Genomic DNA, 22,562 nt, shown 5'->3' with positions numbered 1-22,562 from the left:
CCATTGCGACGCGCCACCGCCCTAAGCCTGTGTTGTTGACACTCAGTCGCTCACAGGAAGGAACACAAACATCATGAAACGTGAACAGATCGAAGGTGTTGCTGAAAACCTCGCAGGCAAGGCGCAGAGCGCTGTAGGCCGACTGGTCGAAGATCCGGCACTGGAGGCCGAAGGCGATGGGCGTCAGGCCGCAGGTCAGTTGACCAAGTCCTATGGTGACACGCTGGACACGGTGTCTTCATACGTCAAGCAAAAGCCTTTCGCCGCACTGGCCATCACAGCCGCCGTCACACTGTTGGTCTCTCGCCTGCTGCGCCGCTGAGCGGGGTACCGCAAGCAAGGCCTGGGCCGGGTATGTGACCCGGCCCGCGCCATCACCAGATGGCGATATCGTAGGTAAGGTACAGGCGGTTGCTGTCGCGGCCGCGAGCAAAATCCGAACGATAGACATAGTTGCGAAGTTTCACGCCCAGACCTTTCAGTGGCCCGCCCTGCACCACGTAGGCAATCTCGGCGTCACGCTCCCATTCTTTGATGCCCTCGCCACCTGAACGGCCATTGTCACCACTCAGGTAGCGCGTCATGAAGGTCAGCCCCGGCACCCCGGCGGCAGCGAAGTTGTAGGCATAGCTGGCCATCCAGGTTTTCTCTTCCTCCTCGATGAACTTGCCGATGCCGACGTTGCTGAACGAATAAACGGTCGCACCGCTGATATACGGCAAACCGGCATCTCCATCGAGCACCTGATAACCGGCCCCCAAGGTATGGCCGGAATGCGCATACGCCACCTGGCCACTGAACATCTGGTTGTCGATGCCGCCGCCGTAGGCCGCCCCGCTGTCGCGGCTTTTGAAGTAGCGCAGGTCTGTGGTCAGAACCCCGCCGGCCAGCGGCAGGTCATGTACCAGCCCGGCAAAATCCTGGCGATAGAAGTGCTCTAGCTGGCCATGGTAGACACTCAGGCGCAGCTGTTTGCTGACGGCATAGTCGGCACCGGCAAAGCTGAAGTCACCCGACTTGCCGCCCCCATAGCCATCCAGATAAATGCCGGTGCTGTTGGACGAGTCACGCTGCTTGAAACGGTCAAGGTGCCCGGCCGTCAGGGTCAGCCCGTCGATATCCGTGCTGGTCAGCTGAGTGCCCTGATAGGTCTGTGGCAGCACCCGCGCATCGTTGTAGACCAGCACCGGTGTCTTTGGCAGCAAGGTGCCGTGCTTGACCACGGTGCTGCCCAGGCGGGCTTTGGCCGTGACTCCGGCACTGGCGAACTCACCCGCCGCACGGCCATCGTCGTGCACCGGCAACAACCCGGTACCGCTGCGCCCGCGGCCGGAATCAAGGCGTACGCCCAGCAGGCCCAGTGCATCAAGCCCCACACCCAACGTACCTTGGGTGAAACCTGACTGGTAGTCGAGCAGAAAGCCTTGAGCCCATTCCACCCGTTCGCTTTTGGCCGTGGCGGCAGCGCGGGCACTCATACCCTGCTCGTCACGGAAATTCTCGTTGAAATACACGTTGCGCAACTGCAGCTTGAGCTTGCTGTCTTCGATGAAACCGGCGGCACCGGCCACAGGCAGCCAGCCGCACAGCAGGCCACAAGTGGCCCCACGGAAAAGAAATCGGGACATGATGGTTACTCTGTTGTTGTTCTTGGGTGATTCAGAGGGGCGCCGAGCGGCGCCCTGGGTGCTTCAAACCATGAAGGACAAGGCGCCCGTCAGCAGTGCCAGCGCAGTGATCACCAAAGAGGTGAGCACGGCCCATTTCACGGTGGCTTTCTGGAAGTCACCGATATCCCGGTCGACCATGCCCACCAGCAACAAGGTGGAGGCCACCAGAGGGCTCATCAGGTGCACAGGCTGCCCCAGCACCGAGGCGCGGGCAATTTCCACCGGGTCGATACCATAGGCGGCAGCGGCGTTCGCCAGGATCGGCACAACGCCGAAGTAGTAGGCGTCGTTGGACAGCACGAAGGTCAGCGGCATGCTGGTCAGCGCCACCACCAGCGGGAACCAGTGGCTCCAGGCTGCCGGAATCCAGTCCACCAGGGTCTGCGCCAGTGCGTCGACCATCTTGGTGCCCGAGAAAATACCCGCAAAGATGCCTGCGGCGAACACCAGCAGCACCACAGTCATGGCGTTGCCCGAATGGGCGAGAATGCGTTCTTTCTGCACATTCAGCTGCGGGTAGTTGATCATCAGCGCGGCGACGAAACCGATCATGAACAGGATGGCTGCGTGCATCAGGCCCAGCACCAGCGCAGTCATGACGACAATCACCAACACCAGGTTCACATAGGCCAGACGCGGGCGCTTGTGCGGGTTGTCGCCGAGGATTTCCTTGATGTAGCAGTTGCCTCCGCCGGACTCCAGGGCAATATTGCCGATACGCCGACGCTCGGCACGGCCAAGCAGATAAGCGGTAAACACGACCCACGCCGCCCCACCGATGACGGTGGGCAACATCGGAATGAAGTACTCGGTCGCATCCAGACCAAGCGCGGCAATGGCACGGGTGGCGGGACCACCCCACGGGCTCATGCCGCTCATGATGCTCAATGACAGCATCGATACGGTAGCCAGGATCATCGGGTTCATGCCGATGCGCTTGTAAAGCGGCAGCATGGCGGCACAGGTAATCATGTAAGTCGTGGTGCCATCACCGTCCAGCGCAACCAGCAGCGACAGCAGGGCGGTGCCGATAGCGATCTTTATCGGGTCGCCATTCACCCGCTTGAGAATCTTGCGGATCAACGGGTCGAACAGGCCGGCGTCGATCATCAGGCCGAAGAACAGGATGGCGAACAGCAGCAGCGCGGCAGACGGTGCGACCATTTTCAGCCCATCGAGCATCATCTTGCCCAGGTCTGGCGCGAAACCGCCAATAACGGCGAAAACAATCGGCACGATGGTAAGCGCGACGATAGGGGACAGGCGTTTACTCATGATCAGGTAGGTGAAGGTCACCACCATGATCAGGCCCAGAAGTGCGAGCATGGTTTGTTCTCTTGTTTTTATTGTCTGTGGCCACCTGCAGCGCAGACGGCCCCCTACCCCCCGGCAACGCCTGGTGGGGGTCTGTGAAAAGCTTGAGGGTGTCGGGGCTCAGCCGTGACGGCGCGGTTCGGCGACCCAGTCGGCTGTTTCAGCGACGGGGCTGACCACCGGCTCGCCGTTCAGGCGGCTGTGCAGCGTCTGGCGGTTACAGGCGTTTTCCGACAGCGAAACCACCACCGTAGCCACTGCGTTGCTGGCAAGACTCGTCAGCGCACGGGCTTCCGACATGAAGCGGTCGACCCCGATCAACAGGGCAAGGCCGGCCAGGGGAATGTCGTGGATCACGGTGAGGGTCGAGGCCAAGGCCACGAAACCGCTGCCGGTGACACCTGCCGCGCCCTTGGAGGACAGCAACATGATCGCCAGCATGGTGACCACCTGGCCCAGGCTCAGGTCGATGTTGCAGGCCTGTGCGATGAACACGGCTGCCAACGACAGATAGATGGCAGTACCGTCCAGGTTGAACGAGTAGCCAGTGGGCAGCACCAGCCCAACCACGCCTTTCTTGCACCCAAGCTTCTCGAGTTTCTCGAGCATTCGCGGCAGTACCGGCTCGGTTGAAGAAGTCCCCAGCACCACAAGGAACTCTTCGCGGAAATAGCGCAGCAGCTTCCACAGGCTGAAGCCATGGGCCCGGCAGATGCCACCGAGCACCACCAGCACGAAGAACGCGCAGGCGATGTACAACGTCCCCACCAGCTTGGCCAGCGCGCCAAGGGATGTAATGCCGTACTGGCCCACGGTGAATGCCAGTGCGCCGAAAGCGCCGACCGGGGCAAAGCGCATCAGGTAGCCGAAGATGCGGAACACCATGGTCGAAGCCGACTCCAGCACGTCCAGGACCGGCTTGCCTTTCTCGCCCATCGACGAAAGGGCGAACCCGCTGAGTACGGCGATGAACAGTACAGGCAAGACCTCACCCTTGTTGAAGGCACCTACGAAGGTGTCCGGGATGATGTGCATGAAGAAGTCCACCACGCTCAGCTTGGCGGCCGAGGCGGTGTACTGGCTCAGGCCCGCCGTACTCAGGGTGGCGGGATCGATGTTCATGCCGGCACCTGGCTTGAACAGATAGACCGCCGCCAGTCCGATCACCAGGCTGACCACCGTCAGGCCCAGGAACAGCAGCAGGGTCTTGCTCATCAAGCGCCCCAGGGAACGTTTGTCGGTCATGCCGGCGATGCCGGTGACGATGGTGCAGAACACCACCGGCGCGATCATCATCTTGATCAGTTTGATGAACGCATCACCCAGCGGCTTGAGGGCCACGGCCTGTTGCGCCCAGAAGTGTCCGACCACCACGCCCAGCAGGACGGCGCAGAGAATCTGGAAATACAGCGATTTGGCGAGTCTCATGAGGCATCACCCATTGTTGAAATTGTGCGGATGCGCTTGTTACGAATGTGCAGGTCTGGATCAGCGCCTGGAGCTACCCGGCCAACCTGCGGAATGTAGGGGCGTAGACGAACCCTGAGAAGAGCCGCCGGGCGGTTCGCACCACCGAAGCCTGGATCGTCTGGCCATCGGCACCGCTGCGCGTCAGCGCAACATCGATGCCGCCACTTGGATGCTCCAGGCGGACCTCGGCCAGTTGCTGTGCACCTTCGCCCAACAGGTCGGCAATCACGGTATCAGGGCTGACGCAGGCAGTCGCCAGCCCCACGGCGCCAGTGATCGCCAAGGCACGATGGCAGTTGTGCGGCATGAAATAGCGAACCTGCAGCGTGCCATCATAGCGAGGCTTGGACACCAGCACTGGCTTGGGGATGACCATGCCACTGACATCACCCAGGCCCATGGCCTTTCCGGCCTTCAGCCGCAACGCTTCCAGGCGTTCGAGCAGCGCGCTGTCGGCGTCCAGCTGAGCAGGGGTTTCCGAGCCACTGATCCCCAGTTGGCTAGCCTCTACCACCATCATCGGCATGGCCATGTCGATGCAGGTCACCGGCACGCCATCAATCACGTCCTGGGCCTTGCCCGTGGGGAACAGCTTGCCGGTCTTGCTGCCGACCGCGTCGAGGAAAGTCAGGTGCACCGGGGCGGCGGTGCCCGGTACCCCATCGATCGCCGTGCGGCCTTCGTAGCGCACGATCCCGCCGGGCGTTTCGACCAGCGAATTGACGAAGGTGCCAGTGTTCAGGTTGCGAATGCGCACCAAGGTCTTGCCTTCCTGGCCTTTTACCAACCCCTGTTCGATGGCGAATGGCCCAACAGCACACAGCATGTTGCCGCAGTTGGGGGCGGTATCGACGCGGCGCTGTGCGACCATGACCTGCACGAACAGGTAGTCGACGTCAGCGTCGGCGTGCAGTGACGGGCTGATGATCGCCACCTTGCTGGTCTGCGGGCTGCCGCCACCGATGCCGTCGATTTCCAGCTCATGGCCAGAGCCCATGAGGTTGATCAGCAACTCGTCGCGCTCGACCACATTGGCAGGCAGGTCCCAGGCGTGGAAGAACGGCCCTTTGGAGGTACCGCCGCGCATGAGTACGCAAGGAATTCGTTGCATGATTTCGCACTCTTGTTGATCAATGGACATCATTGATGCTGTGGGCAAAAGAGTGACAGGGATGGATAAATCATTCCAATGCAAATATCGTAGCTATTATTGCGATTTAAACATCAATAAAGCACCAGGCCAGTCGAAGGTTTTTTATGGAATATGAGCTGCAAGACATCAGATCTTTCGTGAAAATCGCCGAACTTGGCAGCTTTCATGAAGCCGCCGAAGCGCTTCACCTGTCCCAGCCGGCCCTGAGCCGGCGGATCAAGAAACTGGAGGAAGGCCTGGGCACCTCGCTACTGGAACGCACCACTCGCCGGGTCAGCCTGACCAGCGTGGGCCGCGACTTTCTGCCCAAGGCCAGGCGCCTGCTGGATGACTTTGAAGACTCGATCCTCAGCATCCGCGAACTGGCCGAGCGCCAGACCGGTCAGGTTACCCTCGCCTGCATTCCTACCGCGGCGTTCTACTTCCTGCCGTCGGTGATCCGCGATTACAACGAGCAATACCCGAAAATCCGCATTCGCCTGCTGGACCTTAGCGCCAACGACGGGCTCGAAGCCGTACTGCGCGGCGAGGCCGACTTCGGCATCAACATGATGAGTGGCCAGCACCCGGACATCGAGTTTGTCTCGCTGGTGCAGGAGCACTTTGTACTGGCCTGCCGGCGTGACCACCCACTGGCGAATCGTGCCTCCGTTACCTGGACAGAGCTGGCTGATTACCGCCTGATCGGCGTCGGCCGCCTGAGTGGCAACCGCATGCTGCTGGACCATGCGTTGTCCGGGCTCAACCTGCGGCCCAAGTGGTTCTACGAAGTGCAACACCTGTCCACGTCGCTGGGCATGGTCGAGGCCGGGCTGGGCGTGTCCGCCATGCCCAGCCTGGCCATGCCCAATGCCGACCACCCCACGCTGGTGAGCGTGCCGTTGATCGAGCCGCAAGTCACCCGCACGCTAGGGCTGGTGTACCGGCGCGGCGCATCGTTGTCGCCGGCTGCGGAAAAATTCGTTTCGATCCTGCTGCAGAAATGGCCAAATCGCTGAGGGAGCGGCGCGCCTGGCTTAGTCGTTCTTGCCCAGCATGTACCGGTCAAAATGCTCGATATGCTCATCGAGGTTGTCCTCGAGCATCATCCGGTACTGGTCGCAGAAGTACTTCAGAATCTCTTCCCGTGCCGCACCCAGTTCCGCGCCGCTCTTGAAGCTGCGGGCGCTCATCCAGGCGCTGAAGCGCGCTGCACCGAAGGTCAGCGAGGCGCTTACCTTGCCCAGGTCTTCGAACTTTTCGATCTGCTGGTTCGCCAGTTCGATGTGCGCATCGGCACGATCGTAAAAGGCCTGGTCGGTAGCTTGGGTCATTGGGGTTCACCTTGTTGCGCAATTCGCGCGGGAGGCCAAGCCTTGCATGTCACGGCGCATACGTGCAAGGCTGAAAAAGGGATCACCCATGACGAAAAGGAAGCAAAGCACCTCATGCTTGGAATCACACGTATCCATCGCTATTTGCGCCCACTGCCTGCGAAACCGACCGCAGCCAGTGGGCGTGAACTCAAGGCCAAACGCGCCACCCGCCTCGCCTCGAAGGTTGCCAACCTTCTCTGCACCCCCCGCTCCGCCCCGCCTTACCTCTGTGTCACCCCTGAGCGTCCCGCTGTCGAACGTGTGCCTCCGACCTGACTGCCTCCTCGGCAGCTCACACACCGTACTCGCCTGTTGCAGGCGGAGTGCCTGACGCAACGACAAGGGGCAACAGCCAATGCTTTTCTTTCACGGTAAACACATTTTCAGCGCCATCTTCGATATGGATGGCACCCTCTTCGACACCGAGCGCCTGCGCTTCAAGACACTCAAGCAAGCTTCTCTGGAAATCTTCGGCAAAGCGCTGAGCGAGCAGACCCTGATTGGCTCGCTGGGCCTGAGCGCAAAGAAGGCCGAGGCCCTTGCCAAGGCGCATAACGGCGACGACTTCCCGTACGCCGAAATCCGCCAACGCGCGGATGAACTTGAACTGGAGTACGTGCGCAATCACGGCGTACCAATCAAGGCCGGCCTGCTGGAGGTGCTGGAGCGCTTGCGCAAATCAGGCCTGACCATGGCGGTGGCCACTTCCAGCCGCCGTGCCATTGCCGAGGAATACCTGATCAACGCCAACGTGCTGAAGTACTTCGACATCACCGTTTGTGGCGATGAAGTCAGCCAAGGCAAACCCCACCCCGAGATTTTCCTGAAAGCCGCCCGCGCGCTCAATTGCGAGCCAGGCCAGTGCTTCATGGTCGAGGACTCGGAAAACGGCATGCTGTCGGCGATGCGTGCTGAAGGGCAGGCGATCCTGATCGAGGACATCAAGCCGCCTGCGCCGGAAATCAAGGCGGGCGCGCTAAAAGCCTACCGCAGCATGCATGAATTTCTCGCCGACCTGAGCGAGTGCGTACCCGACCTGGGCATGCCTGCATTGAGCGAGCCGTTTCCGGCCTCGATGAACCAGTTCAGCGTGGGCATTCATGGTTTCGGCGCCATCGGCGGCGGTTACCTGACACAGGTATTTTCCCATTGGGACGGCTACACCCGACCGCGTGAAATCATTGCCGCAACCCGCTCACGCATGCTGCGCGAAAGCGTCAGCGCCTTCGGCCGCTACAGCGTGCGCTACGGTGCCACGTCATTCGACCAGACCATCGACAACGTGCGCATGATCGACATGGACGATGACGACGCCGTCATCGGCATGTACACCACTGCCGAAATCATTGGCCTGAGCCTGCCCGAGCAGGCCATCAGAAGCCAGGCCAGGGTGATCGCCCAAGGCCTGCTGCAACGCTTCGAGCGCCGAGGCCGCGAGCTGACCCTGTTGATCGTGCTGAACAAGGTTGGCGGTGCGGCGTTCGTGCGGCGTCATGTGCAAGCCGAGTTGGCATTACTGTGCCCGCCTGCGATCAGCGAGCAGGTTTTGCAGAAGACCCATTTCGCCGAAACGGTGGTCAGCCGTATCGTGTCCAAACTGGGCAACGACGCGCTGGTAAGGCAACTGCGCATCAAGTCGCAGATGTTCCAGAACAGCCTGGAAGACGAGCCTGCAAGCACCCGCAAGCCCTCGGCGCCGCTACCAGAGTACGAACGGCTGATCGGCCACTTCAGGCCCTTTGCACAGCCCAGCAGCGCCATGAGCCAGCTGCATCTGGTGCTGTTCAACAGCGAAGCCGACATGCCGCTTTACGCCGAGCGCGGCAGCGATCTGCTCGAACGCCTGCGCCAGGTGAAGACAGTCCCAGACATTGCCCAGATCCAGATCATCAAGAACCGCCTGTGGAACGGCCCGCACGCCATCGTGGCCTGGTACGCCAGCCTGCTGGGCCATGCCTGGGTCGGCCAGGGCATGGGCGATACGCGAGTGAGTGAACTGGCCGAGCGCCTGATTCGCCAGGAGGTCGCGCCTGCACTGGTGGCCGAATACCCACAGATGGCCGAGGTGGTCAGCCGCTTTGCCGAGGCATTCCTCGAGCGCTGCAAAACCTCGTTCAAAGACCCGTGCGCCCGGGTAGGCCGCGACCCCTTGCGCAAGCTGCAACGCAACGAACGCATCCTCAGCAGCATCGACCTTGCCCGCAAGCACGGTATTGCAACCCCGGCCCTGGCGTTTGGCGCAGCCCTGGCCATTCACCATGCCCTGCGATGCGAAGACGACAAGGATCAGGAAGCTCAGGCGATCAGGCAGGTTTATCTAGACCACGATGCCAGTGTCGAGGCCGTGCTTACCCATGACGGCAACTGCAATGGTAAAGGCTTTCCAGGGTTGCACCCGATACGTGACGCACAACTGATCACTGCAATTTCAGATGCCTTCCGGCAGTACCCGCGAAGAGATCCGGCAACCAATCTGGACGGCCTTTGTATAGGCGCATGAGCCATCGATGGAGCAGAACGGCCTTGCGCAAAACCCGCACGCCTGCCTAAACCCCTTCAGGAGCGGCTTTAGCAGCGAACACCGGCGTAGCCGGTGCCATCCACCGAGTTGGATGCTTCGCGGCTAAAGCCGCTTCCACTTGTTCAACGCTGCCCCCTGCACACGAGAGATGAATACCCGGCGAGCGAGATGCTGCAAAGGCGTCGCGCTTTTGTGTCACGCCACGCTTGAACATGACACAAAGTGTCATTATGATCGCCAAGTGTCCTGACGACATCCCGATGTCACTTCATCTTTTCCTCAAGCAGGTACCGCCCATGACGACCACCATGCACACCCCCAAGGACCAGCTTGTCAAACTCGCCCAGCAACAGATGCTGACGGCGCTGGCCGACAACACCTACACCGCGCGACAAAAGCTCGCCCTCACCTGCCGTATCCTGTTCGACGGCGGCCACGACTCTGGCCTGGCCGGGCAGATCACTGCGCGCGCGCAGGAACCTGGCACCTACTACACCCAACAACTGGGGCTTGGCTTCGACGAAATTGCCGCCTCCAACCTGCTGGTAGTGGACGAAGACCTGACGGTGCTGCAAGGCCGTGGCATGGCCAACCCGGCCAACCGCTTCCACAGCTGGCTGTACCGCGCCCGCCCCGACGTCAACTGCATCATCCACACCCACCCGCTGCACAGCGCCGCCTTGTCGATGCTGGAAGTTCCGCTGGCCATCTCGCACATGGACCTGTGCCCACTGTTCGACGACTGTGCATTCCTCAAGGAATGGCCCGGTGTGCCGGTGGGCAACGAAGAAGGCGAAATCATCGCGAAGGCGATTGGCGACAAGCGCGCAATCCTGCTTTCCCATCATGGCCTGCTGATCGCTGGCCGTTCGATCGAGGAAGCCTGCGTGCTCGCCCTGTTGTTCGAGCGCGCAGCAAAGATGCAACTGCTGGCCATGGGCGCCGGTGACATCCGCCCCATCCCCGAAGCACTGGGCAAAGAAGCCCACGACTGGATTTCCACCCCCAAACGTCACGGCGCCGCCTTCAGCTACTACGCGCGCCGTGCCTTGCGTGCCCATGGCGACTGCCTGGGCTGATCGAAGCTGTACTCTTTCCTCAACAACGGCAAAGGTGCCTGGTCATGTCTACACCTGTAATTCGCGGCGTTATCGGCTACACCATCACCCCCTTCACGGCAGACGGCACACTCGACCTGGATGCCCTGGGCACGTCCATCGATAGCCTGATCGCAGACGGCGTGCACGCCATCGCGCCGCTGGGCAGCACCGGCGAAGGGGCTTACCTGTCCGACAGCGAATGGGAAACCGTGGTGCGCTTCAGCCAGGCACGCATTGCCGGGCGCGTACCCAGCGTGGTCAGCGTCTCCGACCTGACCACCGCCCGCACCGTGCAGCGTGCCCGCCTGGCACAGGCCTGCGGCGCTACGGCGGTGATGGTGCTACCCATCTCTTACTGGAAACTCACCGAAGCCGAAGTGGTCGCCCACTACAAGGCGGTCGGCGCCGCCATCGACATTCCGATCATGCTCTACAACAACCCGGGCACCAGCGGCACCGACCTGTCGGTCGAGCTGATCCTGCGTATCCTCGGCGAGGTGCCCAATGTGACCATGGTCAAGGAAAGCACCGGTGACATCCAGCGCATGCACCGCCTGTTCAAGGCTACGGATGGGCAGGTGGCGTTCTACAACGGTTGCAACCCGCTGACCCTGGAAGCCTTGGTGGCCGGTGCCACGGGCTGGTGTACCGCCGCGCCCAACCTGATCCCGGCACTCAACCTGGCGCTGTGGGACGCCGTACAACAAGGCGATCTGGCCGAAGCCCGTGCGTTGTTCTATCGCCAGTACGAACTGCTGGAATACATCACCCGCCGTGGCCTGCCGACCACCATCAAGGCCGGCCTGAAAATGCTCGGCCAGGATGTCGGCGCCCCACGCCTGCCCCTGCGGCCACTGGATGCGCAAGGCAGCAACCACCTGAAAAGCCTGCTGGTGGCGCTGACCAACTGACGCACAAAACTGCCCGGCAGCCTGTCGCTGTCGGGCAGCCTTTTTCTTCAGAAACAGCCTTTTACAGCGAAGGGGCCAATGACGCTGCAGTCGCATTACCCCTTCGCCACACAAAACTGCTCCTCATCTGACCATTCCCAGAGGCAACCATGGACGCGCCTGCACAAAGCTCTGCTATCCCACTGAGGCTGACAGACATCCTTCACCCGGTGATTGCCGGACTCGTTTCGGTGATCGTCAACTACGGCGGCACGTTCATCCTGGTGTTCCAGGCAGCCAAAGTGGCCGGGCTGAGCCCGGAACTGACGTCATCGTGGGTCTGGGCGGTGTCGATCGGCGTCGGCCTCAGCGGCCTGGCACTGTCCTGGTACACCCGCGAGCCGGTCATCACAGCCTGGTCCACGCCAGCCGCCGCGTTCCTGGTCACCGCGCTTGCCAGCGTGCCCTACAGCGAGGCCATAGGTGCCTACCTGCTGTCGGCCGCCGGCTTCGTGGTGCTGGGGCTTAGCGGGTGCTTCGAGCGCCTGGTGCGCGTCGTGCCCGGCGGCATTGCCGCCGGCCTGCTGGCCGGCATCCTGCTGCAGTTCGGCATCGGTGCCTTTGCCAGCCTGTCGGTCGACCCCGTCCTCGCCGGGCTGCTGATTGCAGCCTATGTGGCCTTCAAACGCTTCACCGCCCGTTACGCCGTGGTCGCCATACTGCTGCTGGGCCTGGGCTACCTGTTGCTGCAGGGGCAAGTGGGCCTGACGACGTTGCGGCTGGAATTCGCCTCACCGGTTTTCACTGCGCCCACCTTCTCCCTCAACGCGGCCCTCAGCGTGGCCCTACCCTTGTTCCTGATCACCCTCACCGGCCAGTACATGCCCGGCATGCTGGTGCTGCGCAACGATGGTTTCAAGACCAGCGCCAACCCGATTGTCGCCGTCACCGGCATCGGCTCGTTGCTGATGGCGCCCTTCGGTTCACACGCGTTCAACATCGCCGCCATCACCGCGGCCATCTGCACCGGCAAGGAAGCCCATGAAGACCCGGACAAGCGCTGGGTAGCGGGCATCGCTGCCGGTGTCTGCTACATCCTGGTCGGGGTGTTCGGCGTCACGCTCGCGAGTGTCTTCATGGCCCTGCCGGGCACCTTTATCACCACCCTGGCGGGCCTTGCCCTGCTGGGTACCATCGGCGCCAGCCTGGCCAGCGCCATGGCCGATGCCCGCTCACGCGAGTCAGCACTGATCACCTTCCTGGCAGCGGCGGCCAACATCAGCCTGTTGGGCATTGGCGGGGCTTTCTGGGGCCTGGTCATTGGTCTGCTGGCCCATGTTGTACTCAACGGCCGCCTCCCCGGTTTGAGGGGCGCCTCCCGCTAAGCGGGCTTTCCACCATCCTGCCGTGCGCCAGGGGCGCACGCTGTTCAACAGGTATCGACATGCCCCACCCTGGCCCCAAGCTGCTGACCCAAATTGCTGCCGTGCATTTCGTCAGCCATGTGCACATCATGCTGATCCCGGCGCTACTGCCGGTGCTGCCCGGCCTGCTGGGCGTGGGCTTCGTAGAGCTCGGCGTAGCCCTGGCAGTGTTCAACATCGTCTCCGCGCTGGTGCAGGCCCCGCTGGGTTACGCCGTCGACCACTACGGTGCACGTAAAATGCTCAAGGCCGGGCTGCTGTTGGGCAGCCTCAGCTTTGTGCTGCTGGCGGCCAGCCCCGGTTACGCGGTATTGCTGGTGGCGATGGCCATGGCTGGCCTGGCCAATGGTGTGTATCACCCGGCCGACTATGCGCTGCTGGCCAACGGCATCGAGCCCGCACGCCTGGGGCGGTCGTTCTCTATTCATACCTTTGCCGGCTTCCTCGGTTCGGCCGTTACACCTGCAGTATTCCTCGGCATCGCCGCAGCGTTCGGCACGCGGGCAGCCCTGGCGGCGGGCGCAGTATTCGGGGTAGCCGCGCTGCTGCTGATATCGATACCAGGCAGTGGCGTTTACCGGGTCGCCAGGCCTGCCAACCAACAAGGCGCAGGCCCGGCCGCAGCTACAGGCCGCGTACGCTTGTTCACCCCCATGATCGGCGTGCTGACGGTGCTGTTCATCCTGCTCAACCTGAGCACCAGTGCCATCGAGAAGTTCTCCGTAGCGGCCCTGGTCCAGGGCCAAGGCCTGACACTGGCCTGGGCCAACGCCGCGCTCACCGCTTTCCTGCTGAGCAGCGCAGCCGGCGTGCTGTGCGGGGGCGCTTTGGCCGACCGTACCCGGCGCCATGGACTGGTGGCGGCACTGGCCTTCGCACTGGCGGCTGCACTCACCGCACTGGTGGCGCTGGGGCTGCTGCAGGGCTGGGCGTTGGTGGCCGTACTGGGTGCCATCGGCTTGCTCACCGGGGTCATCGCCCCATCACGGGACATGATGGTCAAGGCGGCGGCGCCACCCGGGGCCGAGGGCAAAACCTTCGGCCTGGTGTCGACCGGGTTCAACGTTGGCGGTGCCATCGGGCCTGTGGCGTTCGGCTGGATGCTCGATCAGCGCCTGCCCAACGGGATTTTCATCGCATCGGTGGTGTTCATGCTGTTGACGGTGCTGTTGACCCTGGCACAGGAGACGTATTCAGCCAGGAGACGCGCGACAGAACAGTTGGCGCGCGCCCAGTAGGACCCGGTGCAACATTGCCAGGCCACGAACAATCATTCATTGCGCCGGGTTGGCATGCGTCACTCGCCCGCCTGCCCCCGGCCGATTGACAAACAGCACATCCAGCACACTGTTGCGCAAGCCCTTCAGTGCATTCCAGTTCGCTGACGCATGCACGTATCTGTCGCGCAACAGCCGCTGTTCTTCCTCGCTCAACCCCACCTGGCCAGTTTCCCCCAAGGCGAAGGCATGCAGTTTTCGGCTGATGCCCGACAACTCTTCCGGCAGCCGATGCTCAGCCTGCGCCCCCAACGGCGCAAACGGCACGCCAGCGCGCACCGCCAACGCCCGCATCACGCTCAAGTACACCCGGGACAGGTGCCCCGCCACTTGCCGCTCCCGGTACACCGCCGCATAGACCTGCTTTTGCGCCTCGTCCCGCCGCCCACCGGCAATCGGCTCCTCCCAGGTCATCACGCGCGGCCTGGGTTCGCCCATGTCGGCAAACGCCGAAGCCAGCAAGGCACTCACCTTGGCATGTACGCGGCACTGCTCGACGCACATGCCTGCGGGCACCCGCTGGGACTGCGGCTTGCACAGCAGCACCTGCTCCAGGAGGGTCTCCGGGTAACCACCACCAATGTTCGAGTGCACGCCCGGCAGCACGATGTCGTGGCCACTGCGCACCAGCGGGAAGTTATGCCGCCGCTCGTCCTCGGCCACCAACTGCACCATGTGCCGGGCAATATCCGCACCCAGGCCCAGGCGCAGGCCGCCGTGGCGGTCGTCTGCAGGGTCGAAGTCACCCTGTAGGGGCGCGACGATTGCCGCCACGGTGTCGAACAGGCCAATAAAGTTGATCGAGGTTTCGCACGCCACCGACAACAGCCCGCCCGCGCCATCGTGCAGCAGGTTGGCCAGATGCCGCACCGCTGCCGCGCCGCGGCTGAAACCGAAAAGGTCGAACTCGACCCCTTCCAGCGTTGCCTGCGGATGCGCCCGGCGCCACGCCTGCAGTTGCTCGGCCATCCCCTGCAACGCCTCGGCCACCCGCGCCTCGGCACCCGTGCGCCCATGCCCGGTGGCCGAGGCGTAGACATGGTCGGCTTCACCCGCCAACGTGCCCACGCCTTCCACATAGCGCTTCAAGAACGCCTGGGCCCCGTCGGCACTGACCGCATCAGCCGGATACAGCGCATGCAACAGGGCCACATTGCTCAAGGCGTTGCCATAGCTGCCGCCTTTGTCCTCCTGCTCACCCACCGTCGTGGCATTGTGCAGGTTGTTACCGGTGCCATCGAAGAACACGCCAAAACGCAGGGTGACCGGCGTAAGGTTTGGCGTGCTGCCGCTGCTCATTTTCATCATCGTGCCTTCTGCTTGCCCAAAAAGCACAAGCAGGCGCCAGCACGCCGTCACGGAACATCAGGCAATGGCCAGCCATACGTGGGACATTTCTTTACCCGCATGCCCGACTGCAACGATAAATTTACCCGCCGCCATTGGTCGCCGCCCCCCCGGATAGATTAAAGTATCACCCCTTGCCAAGGCTGCTGCCTCACGCCGCCTCAGGCCCCCTACCAGGAACCGTCGCCGATGGAACACCGTGAAGCGCTGATCGCGCTGCGCACTTTTCTTTCTACCCAGATCCTAGGCCAGGAAAAACTGGTCGAACGGCTGTTGATCGTGCTGCTGGCCGACGGCCACATGCTGGTCGAAGGGGCACCTGGCCTGGCCAAGACCAAAGCCATCAAAGAACTCGCAGAAGGCATCGAAGCGCAGTTCCATCGCATCCAGTTCACCCCCGACCTGCTCCCGGCCGACATCACCGGCACGGAGATTTACCGCCCGGAAACCGGCAGCTTCGTGTTCCAGCAGGGGCCTATCTTCCATAACCTGGTGCTGGCCGACGAAATCAACCGCGCGCCGGCCAAGGTGCAGTCGGCGCTGCTCGAAGCCATGGCCGAGCGCCAGGTCAGCGTGGGCCGCAGCACCTACGACCTGTCGCCGCTGTTTCTGGTCATGGCCACGCAGAACCCGATCGAGCAGGAAGGCACCTACCCGCTGCCCGAAGCCCAGCTCGACCGCTTCCTGATGCATGTAAAAATCGGTTTCCCCGATGCCGCCGTAGAGCGGCGTATCCTGGCGCAGGCCCGGGGTGAAGCTCTGGGCGGCGAGACCAAGCCTGAGCGCCGGGTCAGCCAGCAGGCCATCTTCGCCGCGCGCAAGGAAATCCTTGGCCTGTACATGGCCGACGCAGTGGAGGAATACCTGGTGCAACTGGTCATGGCCACCCGCACTCCGGCCAAGTTCGACACCGAGCTGGCCGACTGGATCGCCTACGGCGCCAGCCCGCGCGGCTCCATCTCGCTGGACCGCTGCGCGCGCGCCCACGCCTGGCTGGCCGGGCGCGACTTCGTCAGCCCCGAAGACATCCAGGCCGTGCTGTTCGACGTACTGCGCCACCGTATCATCCTCTCGTTCGAGGCCGAGGCGGCAGGGATCGACCAGGACCGCGTGATCCAGCGCATCCTTGACGTCGTCGCCGTTGCCTGAGCCCATGCCCACTGCGCAGCTGGCCGAACATGGCATCCGCATTGGCCTTGCCGATCTGATCGACATGCGCCACCGCGTGCGCGAAATCCAGCTGTTTTCCAAGCCCGGCCAACGCAGCCCGCTGGTTGGCCTGCACCATTCGAGGCTGCGCGGGCGCGGCGTCGACTTCGACCAGGTGCGCGTTTACCAGGCCGGCGATGATGTGCGCAACATCGACTGGCGTGTCACTGCGCGGACCCAGGAGCCGCACACCAAGCTGTTCCACGAAGAACGCGAGCGGCCGATCTTCATCCTCGTCGAACAAAGCCAAAGGCTTTTCTTCGGCTCGGGGCTGATGTTCAAGTCCGTTTTGGCGGCCCAGGCGGCGGCGCTGTTCGGCTGGGCAGCGCTGGGCCACAACGACCGCATCGGTGGCCTGGTGTTCGGCGACAACGAACACCACGAAGTCAAACCCCGGCGCAGCAAACAGAGCCTGCTGCAACTGCTCAACCGCTTGGCAAAGGTCAACCAGTCACTGCACACCGAAGCCGTACCGGGGGCCGATAGCCTCGGCCTGGCCCTGCGCCGCGCCCGCGAAGTGCTGCGCCCCGGCAGCCTGGCGATCGTGATCTGCGATGAACGCTCGCTCAGCGCCCAAGTGGAACAGCACCTGGCCATGCTCTCACGGCATTGCGACCTGCTATTGCTGCCGGTATCCGACCCGCTCGACCACGCATTGCCCGCCGCCGGCCTGCTGCGCTTCGCTCAGCGCAGCGCCCAGCTGGAGCTCGATACCCTCGACGCCAACCTGCGCCAGGCCTACCGACAGCAGGCTGAAGCCCGAATCGAGCGCTGGGAGCTGATGGCGCAAAAGCTGAGGGTGGTACTGATGCCACTGAGCACGCAAAGCGAAATGGTCGAACAATTGCGCGAGTACCTGAGCGCCCAGCGGCCACGGAGCGCGTCATGAACCCGCTCGACCAGTTGCACCCACTGATCGCCCCGGCACCGGTCAGCCTGTGGCCTCCCGCACCGGGCTGGTGGCTGCTGCTGGCCGTCCTGCCGCTACTGGGCTGGGGCTTGTGGCGGCTGCGCCGCTGGCGCCCTGGCAAACGCCGCATCGTGCGCGCCGAACAACCCCTGGACCCGGTGCGCCTGGAGGCCTTGGCCGAGCTGGCACGCCTGCCACGTCCGTATGACGGCGCCCCGGCAGGCGCCTGGCTGCAACAGATCAACGCCCTGCTCAAGCGCCTGTGCCGCAACCACTACCCAGGCGCCAACAGCCACACCCTCAACGGCCGCCAGTGGCTGGCCTTTCTCGACAACCGCTGCCCGGCCGCCGGCCTGACCCGCTGGATGGTACTGGTCGAAGGCGCCTATAAACCCGAGTGCAAGCTCGACGACAAGGCCATCGCCGGGCTCAGCCAAGCCGTCGAAACCTGGATCCGCAAGCATGTTTGAACTGGCCTGGCCGTGGGTCTTCGCCCTGTTGCCGCTGCCATGGCTGGCGCGCCTGCTGCTGCCTGCAGCCGATAGCGGTGAACCGGTGCTCAGGGTGGGTTTCCTCAGCGAGCTGGAAGGCCTGGCCGGGCGCCGCGCGCGGCTCAATCTGCCCACCTGGCGCCAGCAGGCACCGTTCGTCGTCATCTGGCTGTTGCTGCTGTGCGCCGCCGCTCGCCCGCAATGGCTGGGCGAACCGGTGCCGATCGCCGCCAGCGGCCGCGACCTGCTGGTGGCGGTGGACGTGTCCGGGTCGATGGACTTCCCCGACATGCAGTGGAAGAACGAGGACATCAGCCGCCTCGATCTGGTCAAGGCGCTGATGGGCGACTTCCTGCAAGACCGTGAAGGCGACCGCGTGGGCCTGATCCTGTTCGGCAGCCAGGCCTACCTGCAGGCGCCGCTCACCTTTGACCGGCGCACCGTGCGCACCTTCCTCATCGAGGCGCAGATCGGCATCGCCGGCAAGAACACCGCCATCGGCGACGCCATTGGCCTGGCGGTCAAACGCCTGCGCGAGCGCCCGGCACAAAGCCGGGTGCTGGTGCTGATCACCGACGGCGCCAACAACGGCGGGCAGATTCACCCGCTGACAGCCGCCCGCCTGGCGGCCCAGGAAGGCGTACGCATCTACACCATCGGTATCGGCGCCAACCCCGAAGCCAGTGGCACCCCAGGCCTGCTCGGCCTCAACCCGAGCCTGGACCTGGACGAAGCCGCGCTCAAGGAAATTGCCGACATCACCCACGGCGCCTACTTCCGCGCCCATGACGGCGCCGAACTGGACGCTATCGGCGATACCCTCGACCAACTGGAGCCCGTGGCCCAGCAACCGACCCAGGCACGCACAGCCCAGGCTCTTTACGCCTGGCCCCTGGCGCTGGCGCTGCTGCTCAGCGTGCTGCTGGTGGTGGCCGTGCAGTGGCCCGACAACCTGTTGCAACGCGTGCTGCGCAAGCCGCGCTTCCTGCAGCCGCACCCGGAATGGCGCCAACGCTTGAAGCGTTTGCGTTTAAGGAGGCGGCGATGATCGACTTGTGGCCCCAATGGCTGCGCCCACTCTGGCTGCTGGCAGTTCCCGTGCTCGGCTGGCTGCTGTACAAGCTGTGGCACCGGCGCAAACGTGCCGGGCGCTGGCAGATGATTCTGCCGCCAGCCTTCCATGGCGTACTGCTGGGTGGCGGCAGCGGCAGCACCAGCAAACTGCCGTGGGTGGCATTGGGCCTTGCCTGGTTGCTGGTGGTCCTGGCGCTGCTCGGGCCCAGCTGGCAGCGCCTGGAAGAAAGCCGTCAGCGCCCGGCCGACCCCCTGGTGATCCTGCTCGAACTGACCCCGCAAATGCTCGCCGAGGACAGCCCGCCCAACCGCCTGGAACAGGCGCGGCGCAAGATCCTCGACCTGCTTGAACACCGCCGCGACAGCCAGACGGCGCTGGTGGTGTATGCCGGCTCCGCGCACACCCTGGTGCCGCTGTCTGACGACCTGGCCACCACCCGCAATTTGCTCGAGGCCATCGACCCGTCGATCATGCCAAAACCCGGCCAGCGTGCCGACCTGGCTGTGCAAAAAGGCCTGGCGCTGCTGGCCCAGAGCGGCCTCGGCCAAGGCCGCCTGCTGCTGGTAGGCTCGGCGCTCAGCGACGCCGAGCGCCAGGGCATCACCCAGGCCCTCGGCCGCCAGGGCCCCAGCCTGCTGATGCTGGGCATCGGCAGCCGCGAAGGCGTCCCTGTGCGCCAGGCCAATGGCGAATACCTTAAAGACGACCAGGGCGGCATCCTCTTGCCTCGCCTGGACAGTGCCAGCCTGAAAGGTTTTATCAGCGGCACGGGTGGTCGCTACCGGCACGCCCGCATCGACGACCTCGACCTGCGTGGCCTGGGCCTGTTCGACAACCCGCGGAGCGGGCGCAATGACGGCCAGACCCTGCAACTGGACAGCTGGGCCGACCAAGGTTACTGGCTGCTGATTCCGTTGTTGCTGCTGGCCGCCTGCGCAGGCCGGCGCGGCTGGCTGTTCTGCCTGCCACTGCTGCTGGCATTGCCGCAGCCCGGCCACGCTTTCGAGTTCAACGACCTGTGGCTGCGCCCCGACCAGCAAGGCCAGAAGCTGCTGGAGCAAAACCGCCCGGCCAGCGCTGCGCGTCACTTCCAGAACCCGCAATGGCGCGGCATGGCCCTGTACCAGGCCGGCGACTACGCCGGTGCTGCCGAGGCATTTTCCCAAGGCGACACAGCAGCAGCCCACTACAATCGGGGCAATGCCCTGGCCCATGGTGGCGAGCTGGAAGCCGCCCTGGATGCGTACGAACAAGCCCTGGAGCGCCAGCCCGACCTGCAAGCCGCGCTGGACAACCAGGCGCTGGTGCAGCAACTGCTGCAGCAACGTGAAGCCAAGGCCGAGGAACAGCCGCCCGGCAACGATGCCCAAGACACGCCCGGCAGCGAAACCGAAGGCAACAGCAGCTCGGCCAGCAGCCCGGCCCAAGGCACACCCGGCAACGACCAACAGGCCAGCCCCGAACAACCCGGCGAAAGCAGCAGCAACAGCCAGGCCGCCCCCGGCAACCAGGCCGGGGGCGACGACAGCGTCATCCAGCCGCCCCAGCGCCCGGTATCGACCAGCCTCGACGGCGAACAGCGCCAAGCCCTGGAACAATGGCTACGGGAGATCCCGGACAACCCGGCAGAGCTGCTGCGACGCAAATTCTGGTATGAACAGCAATTGCATCAGGAAAAATCACGATGAGTCGCTTCGGCGTCTTGCTCCTCACCCTGCTGTGGGCCGTGCTGGCCCACGCCGAACCGCTGCTGCAGGCCAGCGTCGACCGCACCCGCCTGGAAGCGGGCGAAAGCCTGGAACTGACCCTGGAAAGCCAGGACGTCACCCAGTTCGGCAAGCCCGACCTGCGCGCTCTGGAAGGTGACTTCGAAGTGCGCGGCACGCGCCAGCTGAACAGCCTGCACACCCTCGACGGCGAAACTCGCGCCAGCACCCGCTGGATCATTACCCTGCTGCCACGGCGCAGCGGTAGCCTGCGCATCCCCGAGCTGCAACTGGGCCAGTCGCACAGCCAGGCCATCGAACTGCAAGTGCTGCAGGCCGATGCCAGCCGCCAGGAAAACGCTCAGGTATTCATCGAAGCGACCCTCGACAACCACGACGTCTATGTCCAGGCCCAAGCCATGCTGACCGTCCGCATCTACCACTCGGTCGCGCTGTACGACGACAGCAGCCTCAGCCCCCTACAACTGGAGAACGCCAAGGTCGAGCCGCTGGGCGAGTCGCGCACGTATGAAAAGGAAATCAACGGCGTGCGTCATGGCGTGATCGAAACCCGCTATGCGGTGTATGCCCAGCAAAGCGGTACCCTCGACATCCCGCCGCTGACATTCACCGCCACGGCAGCCGCCAGCAACGACGAAGCAGCGCAGGCCAATGGCACGGCCCGCGCCGGCCACCAGGTCCAGGTCAGCTCGCTGCCCTTGCGCCTTGACGTACGGCCGATTCCGGCAGCCTGGCCGGCTGGCTTGCCGTGGTTGCCAGCCAGCAGCCTGACCCTGGAAGAGCACTGGAGCCCCGACCCCGGCAGCCAACAGGTACAGATTGGCGACTCGCTGACGCGCAACATCACCTTGCGTGCCGAAGGCTTGTCCAGCACCCAACTGCCGCCGCTACCGGCCACAGAGATCATCGGCCTGCGCCGCTACCCTGACCAACCGCTGTTGCGCAACGAAATCAGCGAACGGGGCATGACCGCCAACCGCGAAGAGCGCGAGGCCCTGGTGCCGACCCACAGCGGCACGCTGGCCTTGCCGGCGCTGGAAGTGGCCTGGTGGAACACCCGCGAAGACCACCTGGAGCACAGCAGCCTGCCGGCGCGCACGCTGAACGTGCAGGACAACCCGGCACTGAGCGCCGACACCCCGGTGGGCGACAGCAGCAGCGCCAGCACCCTGCTGTGGCCGTGGCAGTTGTCCACACTGGTGTTCGCCCTGACCACTGTGCTGGGCTTTGCCCTGTGGTGGCGCGCCCGCTCACGACCAGCGGTACTGCGCACCGCGCAGAACGGGCCAAGCCCACGCACCTTGCTGGACGACCTCAAGCGCGCGTGCCAGGCCAACGACCCCCAGGCTACGCGCCAGGCGCTGGATGCCTGGGCCCGGCAACAACCGGAAACCCTGGCCGAGATGGCAGCGCGCTTCGTACCGTTGTCGGATGCGCTGGATGGTTTGAACGGGGCGTTGTACAGCGAGAGCGGGCAGTATTGGCAGGGGGAGGATTTGTGGCGGGCGATTGGTACCATTCCGCCGGCGGAGCAGGTATTGCTGCCGGCGGGTGAGAACGGCAGTTTGCCGCCGCTCTACCCCAAGTGATGCGCAGTGGCTGGTTGCGAATTTTCAGCTCATGGCCGCC

19 protein-coding genes are annotated in these 22,562 nt (G+C 63.8%); 13 read left to right on the top strand and 6 right to left on the bottom strand.

From position 1 onward, the window contains the following. Nucleotides 1-73: 73 nt before the first annotated feature. A complete protein-coding gene (locus J3A98_RS05285; protein ID WP_209964548.1) occupies nt 74-322 on the top strand; it encodes a CsbD family protein in 249 nt (82 codons plus the stop codon). 52 nt (nt 323-374) lie between these two features. Here J3A98_RS05285 and J3A98_RS05280 read toward each other — a convergent pair whose 3' ends face one another. From J3A98_RS05280 to J3A98_RS05265, 4 genes are all read right to left on the bottom strand, one after another. Further along, nucleotides 375-1,628, bottom strand: a complete 1,254-nt coding sequence (locus J3A98_RS05280) for an OprD family porin (RefSeq protein WP_209964546.1) — start codon at nt 1,626-1,628, stop codon at nt 375-377. A 63-nt stretch (nt 1,629-1,691) separates the two neighbouring features. Beyond that, nucleotides 1,692-2,996 (bottom strand): citrate:proton symporter, encoded by a 1,305-nt coding sequence (locus tag J3A98_RS05275; protein WP_209964543.1) that lies wholly within the window; start codon nt 2,994-2,996, stop codon nt 1,692-1,694. 108 nt (nt 2,997-3,104) lie between these two features. After that, on the bottom strand, nt 3,105-4,412 hold the full coding sequence (locus J3A98_RS05270; protein ID WP_209964541.1) for a dicarboxylate/amino acid:cation symporter: 1,308 nt from the start codon (nt 4,410-4,412) through the stop codon (nt 3,105-3,107). Nucleotides 4,413-4,485: 73 nt separating this feature from the next. Beyond that, entirely contained in the window at nt 4,486-5,565 is a 1,080-nt protein-coding gene (locus J3A98_RS05265; protein ID WP_209964539.1) for a 4-oxalomesaconate tautomerase, read from the bottom strand. Nucleotides 5,566-5,711: 146 nt separating this feature from the next. Here J3A98_RS05265 and J3A98_RS05260 point away from each other — a divergent pair, with 146 nt between their 5' ends. Next, nucleotides 5,712-6,605 carry a LysR family transcriptional regulator gene (locus J3A98_RS05260; protein ID WP_003247268.1) on the top strand — a complete coding sequence of 298 codons (894 nt, stop codon included), beginning with the start codon at nt 5,712-5,714 and terminating at the stop codon, nt 6,603-6,605. An 18-nt stretch (nt 6,606-6,623) separates the two neighbouring features. Here J3A98_RS05260 and J3A98_RS05255 read toward each other — a convergent pair whose 3' ends face one another. Next, the gene (locus J3A98_RS05255) at nt 6,624-6,920 is read right to left on the bottom strand and encodes a DUF3144 domain-containing protein (protein ID WP_004577437.1); all 297 of its coding nucleotides are present in this window, start codon (nt 6,918-6,920) and stop codon (nt 6,624-6,626) included. A gap of 397 nt (nt 6,921-7,317) precedes the next feature. On the opposite strand from J3A98_RS05255, the gene J3A98_RS05250 reads away from it, so the two are divergent. The 5 genes from J3A98_RS05250 (at nt 7,318) to J3A98_RS05230 (ending at nt 14,135) form a co-directional block, all read left to right on the top strand. Next, entirely contained in the window at nt 7,318-9,462 is a 2,145-nt protein-coding gene (locus J3A98_RS05250; RefSeq protein WP_209964538.1) for an HAD family hydrolase, read from the top strand. Nucleotides 9,463-9,779: 317 nt separating this feature from the next. Then, complete coding sequence (locus J3A98_RS05245; RefSeq protein ID WP_021784050.1) at nt 9,780-10,562, top strand: aldolase; 783 nt, start codon at nt 9,780-9,782, stop codon at nt 10,560-10,562. A 44-nt stretch (nt 10,563-10,606) separates the two neighbouring features. Beyond that, complete coding sequence (locus J3A98_RS05240) at nt 10,607-11,494, top strand: dihydrodipicolinate synthase family protein (protein ID WP_209964537.1); 888 nt, start codon at nt 10,607-10,609, stop codon at nt 11,492-11,494. 149 nt (nt 11,495-11,643) lie between these two features. After that, on the top strand, nt 11,644-12,858 hold the full coding sequence (locus J3A98_RS05235) for a benzoate/H(+) symporter BenE family transporter (RefSeq protein ID WP_209964536.1): 1,215 nt from the start codon (nt 11,644-11,646) through the stop codon (nt 12,856-12,858). Nucleotides 12,859-12,917: 59 nt separating this feature from the next. Beyond that, complete coding sequence (locus tag J3A98_RS05230; RefSeq protein ID WP_209964533.1) at nt 12,918-14,135, top strand: MFS transporter; 1,218 nt, start codon at nt 12,918-12,920, stop codon at nt 14,133-14,135. A 36-nt stretch (nt 14,136-14,171) separates the two neighbouring features. Here the strand turns inward: J3A98_RS05230 and J3A98_RS05225 are convergent, their stop codons facing one another. Next, nucleotides 14,172-15,482 carry a DUF2235 domain-containing protein gene (locus J3A98_RS05225; RefSeq protein ID WP_209964530.1) on the bottom strand — a complete coding sequence of 437 codons (1,311 nt, stop codon included), beginning with the start codon at nt 15,480-15,482 and terminating at the stop codon, nt 14,172-14,174. Between the two features lie 228 nt (nt 15,483-15,710). On the opposite strand from J3A98_RS05225, the gene J3A98_RS05220 reads away from it, so the two are divergent. From J3A98_RS05220 to J3A98_RS05195, 6 genes are read left to right on the top strand one after another with little or no spacing between them, the layout of a single operon-like run. Next, nucleotides 15,711-16,670, top strand: a complete 960-nt coding sequence (locus tag J3A98_RS05220) for a MoxR family ATPase (protein ID WP_176684475.1) — start codon at nt 15,711-15,713, stop codon at nt 16,668-16,670. 4 nt (nt 16,671-16,674) lie between these two features. Next, nucleotides 16,675-17,619 (top strand): DUF58 domain-containing protein, encoded by a 945-nt coding sequence (locus J3A98_RS05215; protein ID WP_176684476.1) that lies wholly within the window; start codon nt 16,675-16,677, stop codon nt 17,617-17,619. Further along, entirely contained in the window at nt 17,616-18,110 is a 495-nt protein-coding gene (locus tag J3A98_RS05210) for a DUF4381 domain-containing protein (RefSeq protein ID WP_003247240.1), read from the top strand. Before J3A98_RS05215 ends, J3A98_RS05210 begins: the two co-directional genes overlap by 4 nt. Further along, nucleotides 18,103-19,179, top strand: coding sequence for a VWA domain-containing protein (locus J3A98_RS05205; protein WP_209964524.1), 1,077 nt, complete (start codon nt 18,103-18,105; stop codon nt 19,177-19,179). The genes J3A98_RS05210 and J3A98_RS05205 overlap by 8 nt, the downstream gene beginning before the upstream one ends. Further along, complete coding sequence (locus J3A98_RS05200) at nt 19,176-20,894, top strand: tetratricopeptide repeat protein (RefSeq protein ID WP_209964521.1); 1,719 nt, start codon at nt 19,176-19,178, stop codon at nt 20,892-20,894. The genes J3A98_RS05205 and J3A98_RS05200 overlap by 4 nt, the downstream gene beginning before the upstream one ends. After that, nucleotides 20,891-22,522 (top strand): BatD family protein, encoded by a 1,632-nt coding sequence (locus tag J3A98_RS05195; protein WP_209964519.1) that lies wholly within the window; start codon nt 20,891-20,893, stop codon nt 22,520-22,522. The genes J3A98_RS05200 and J3A98_RS05195 overlap by 4 nt, the downstream gene beginning before the upstream one ends. The last annotated feature ends 40 nt before the right edge of the window (nt 22,523-22,562 follow it).

It is taken from the genome of Pseudomonas sp. BP6 (genome assembly GCF_017875935.1).
Classification (GTDB): domain Bacteria; phylum Pseudomonadota; class Gammaproteobacteria; order Pseudomonadales; family Pseudomonadaceae; genus Aquipseudomonas; species Aquipseudomonas putida_Y.
This window is presented reverse-complemented; position numbering and strand designations above follow the sequence as displayed.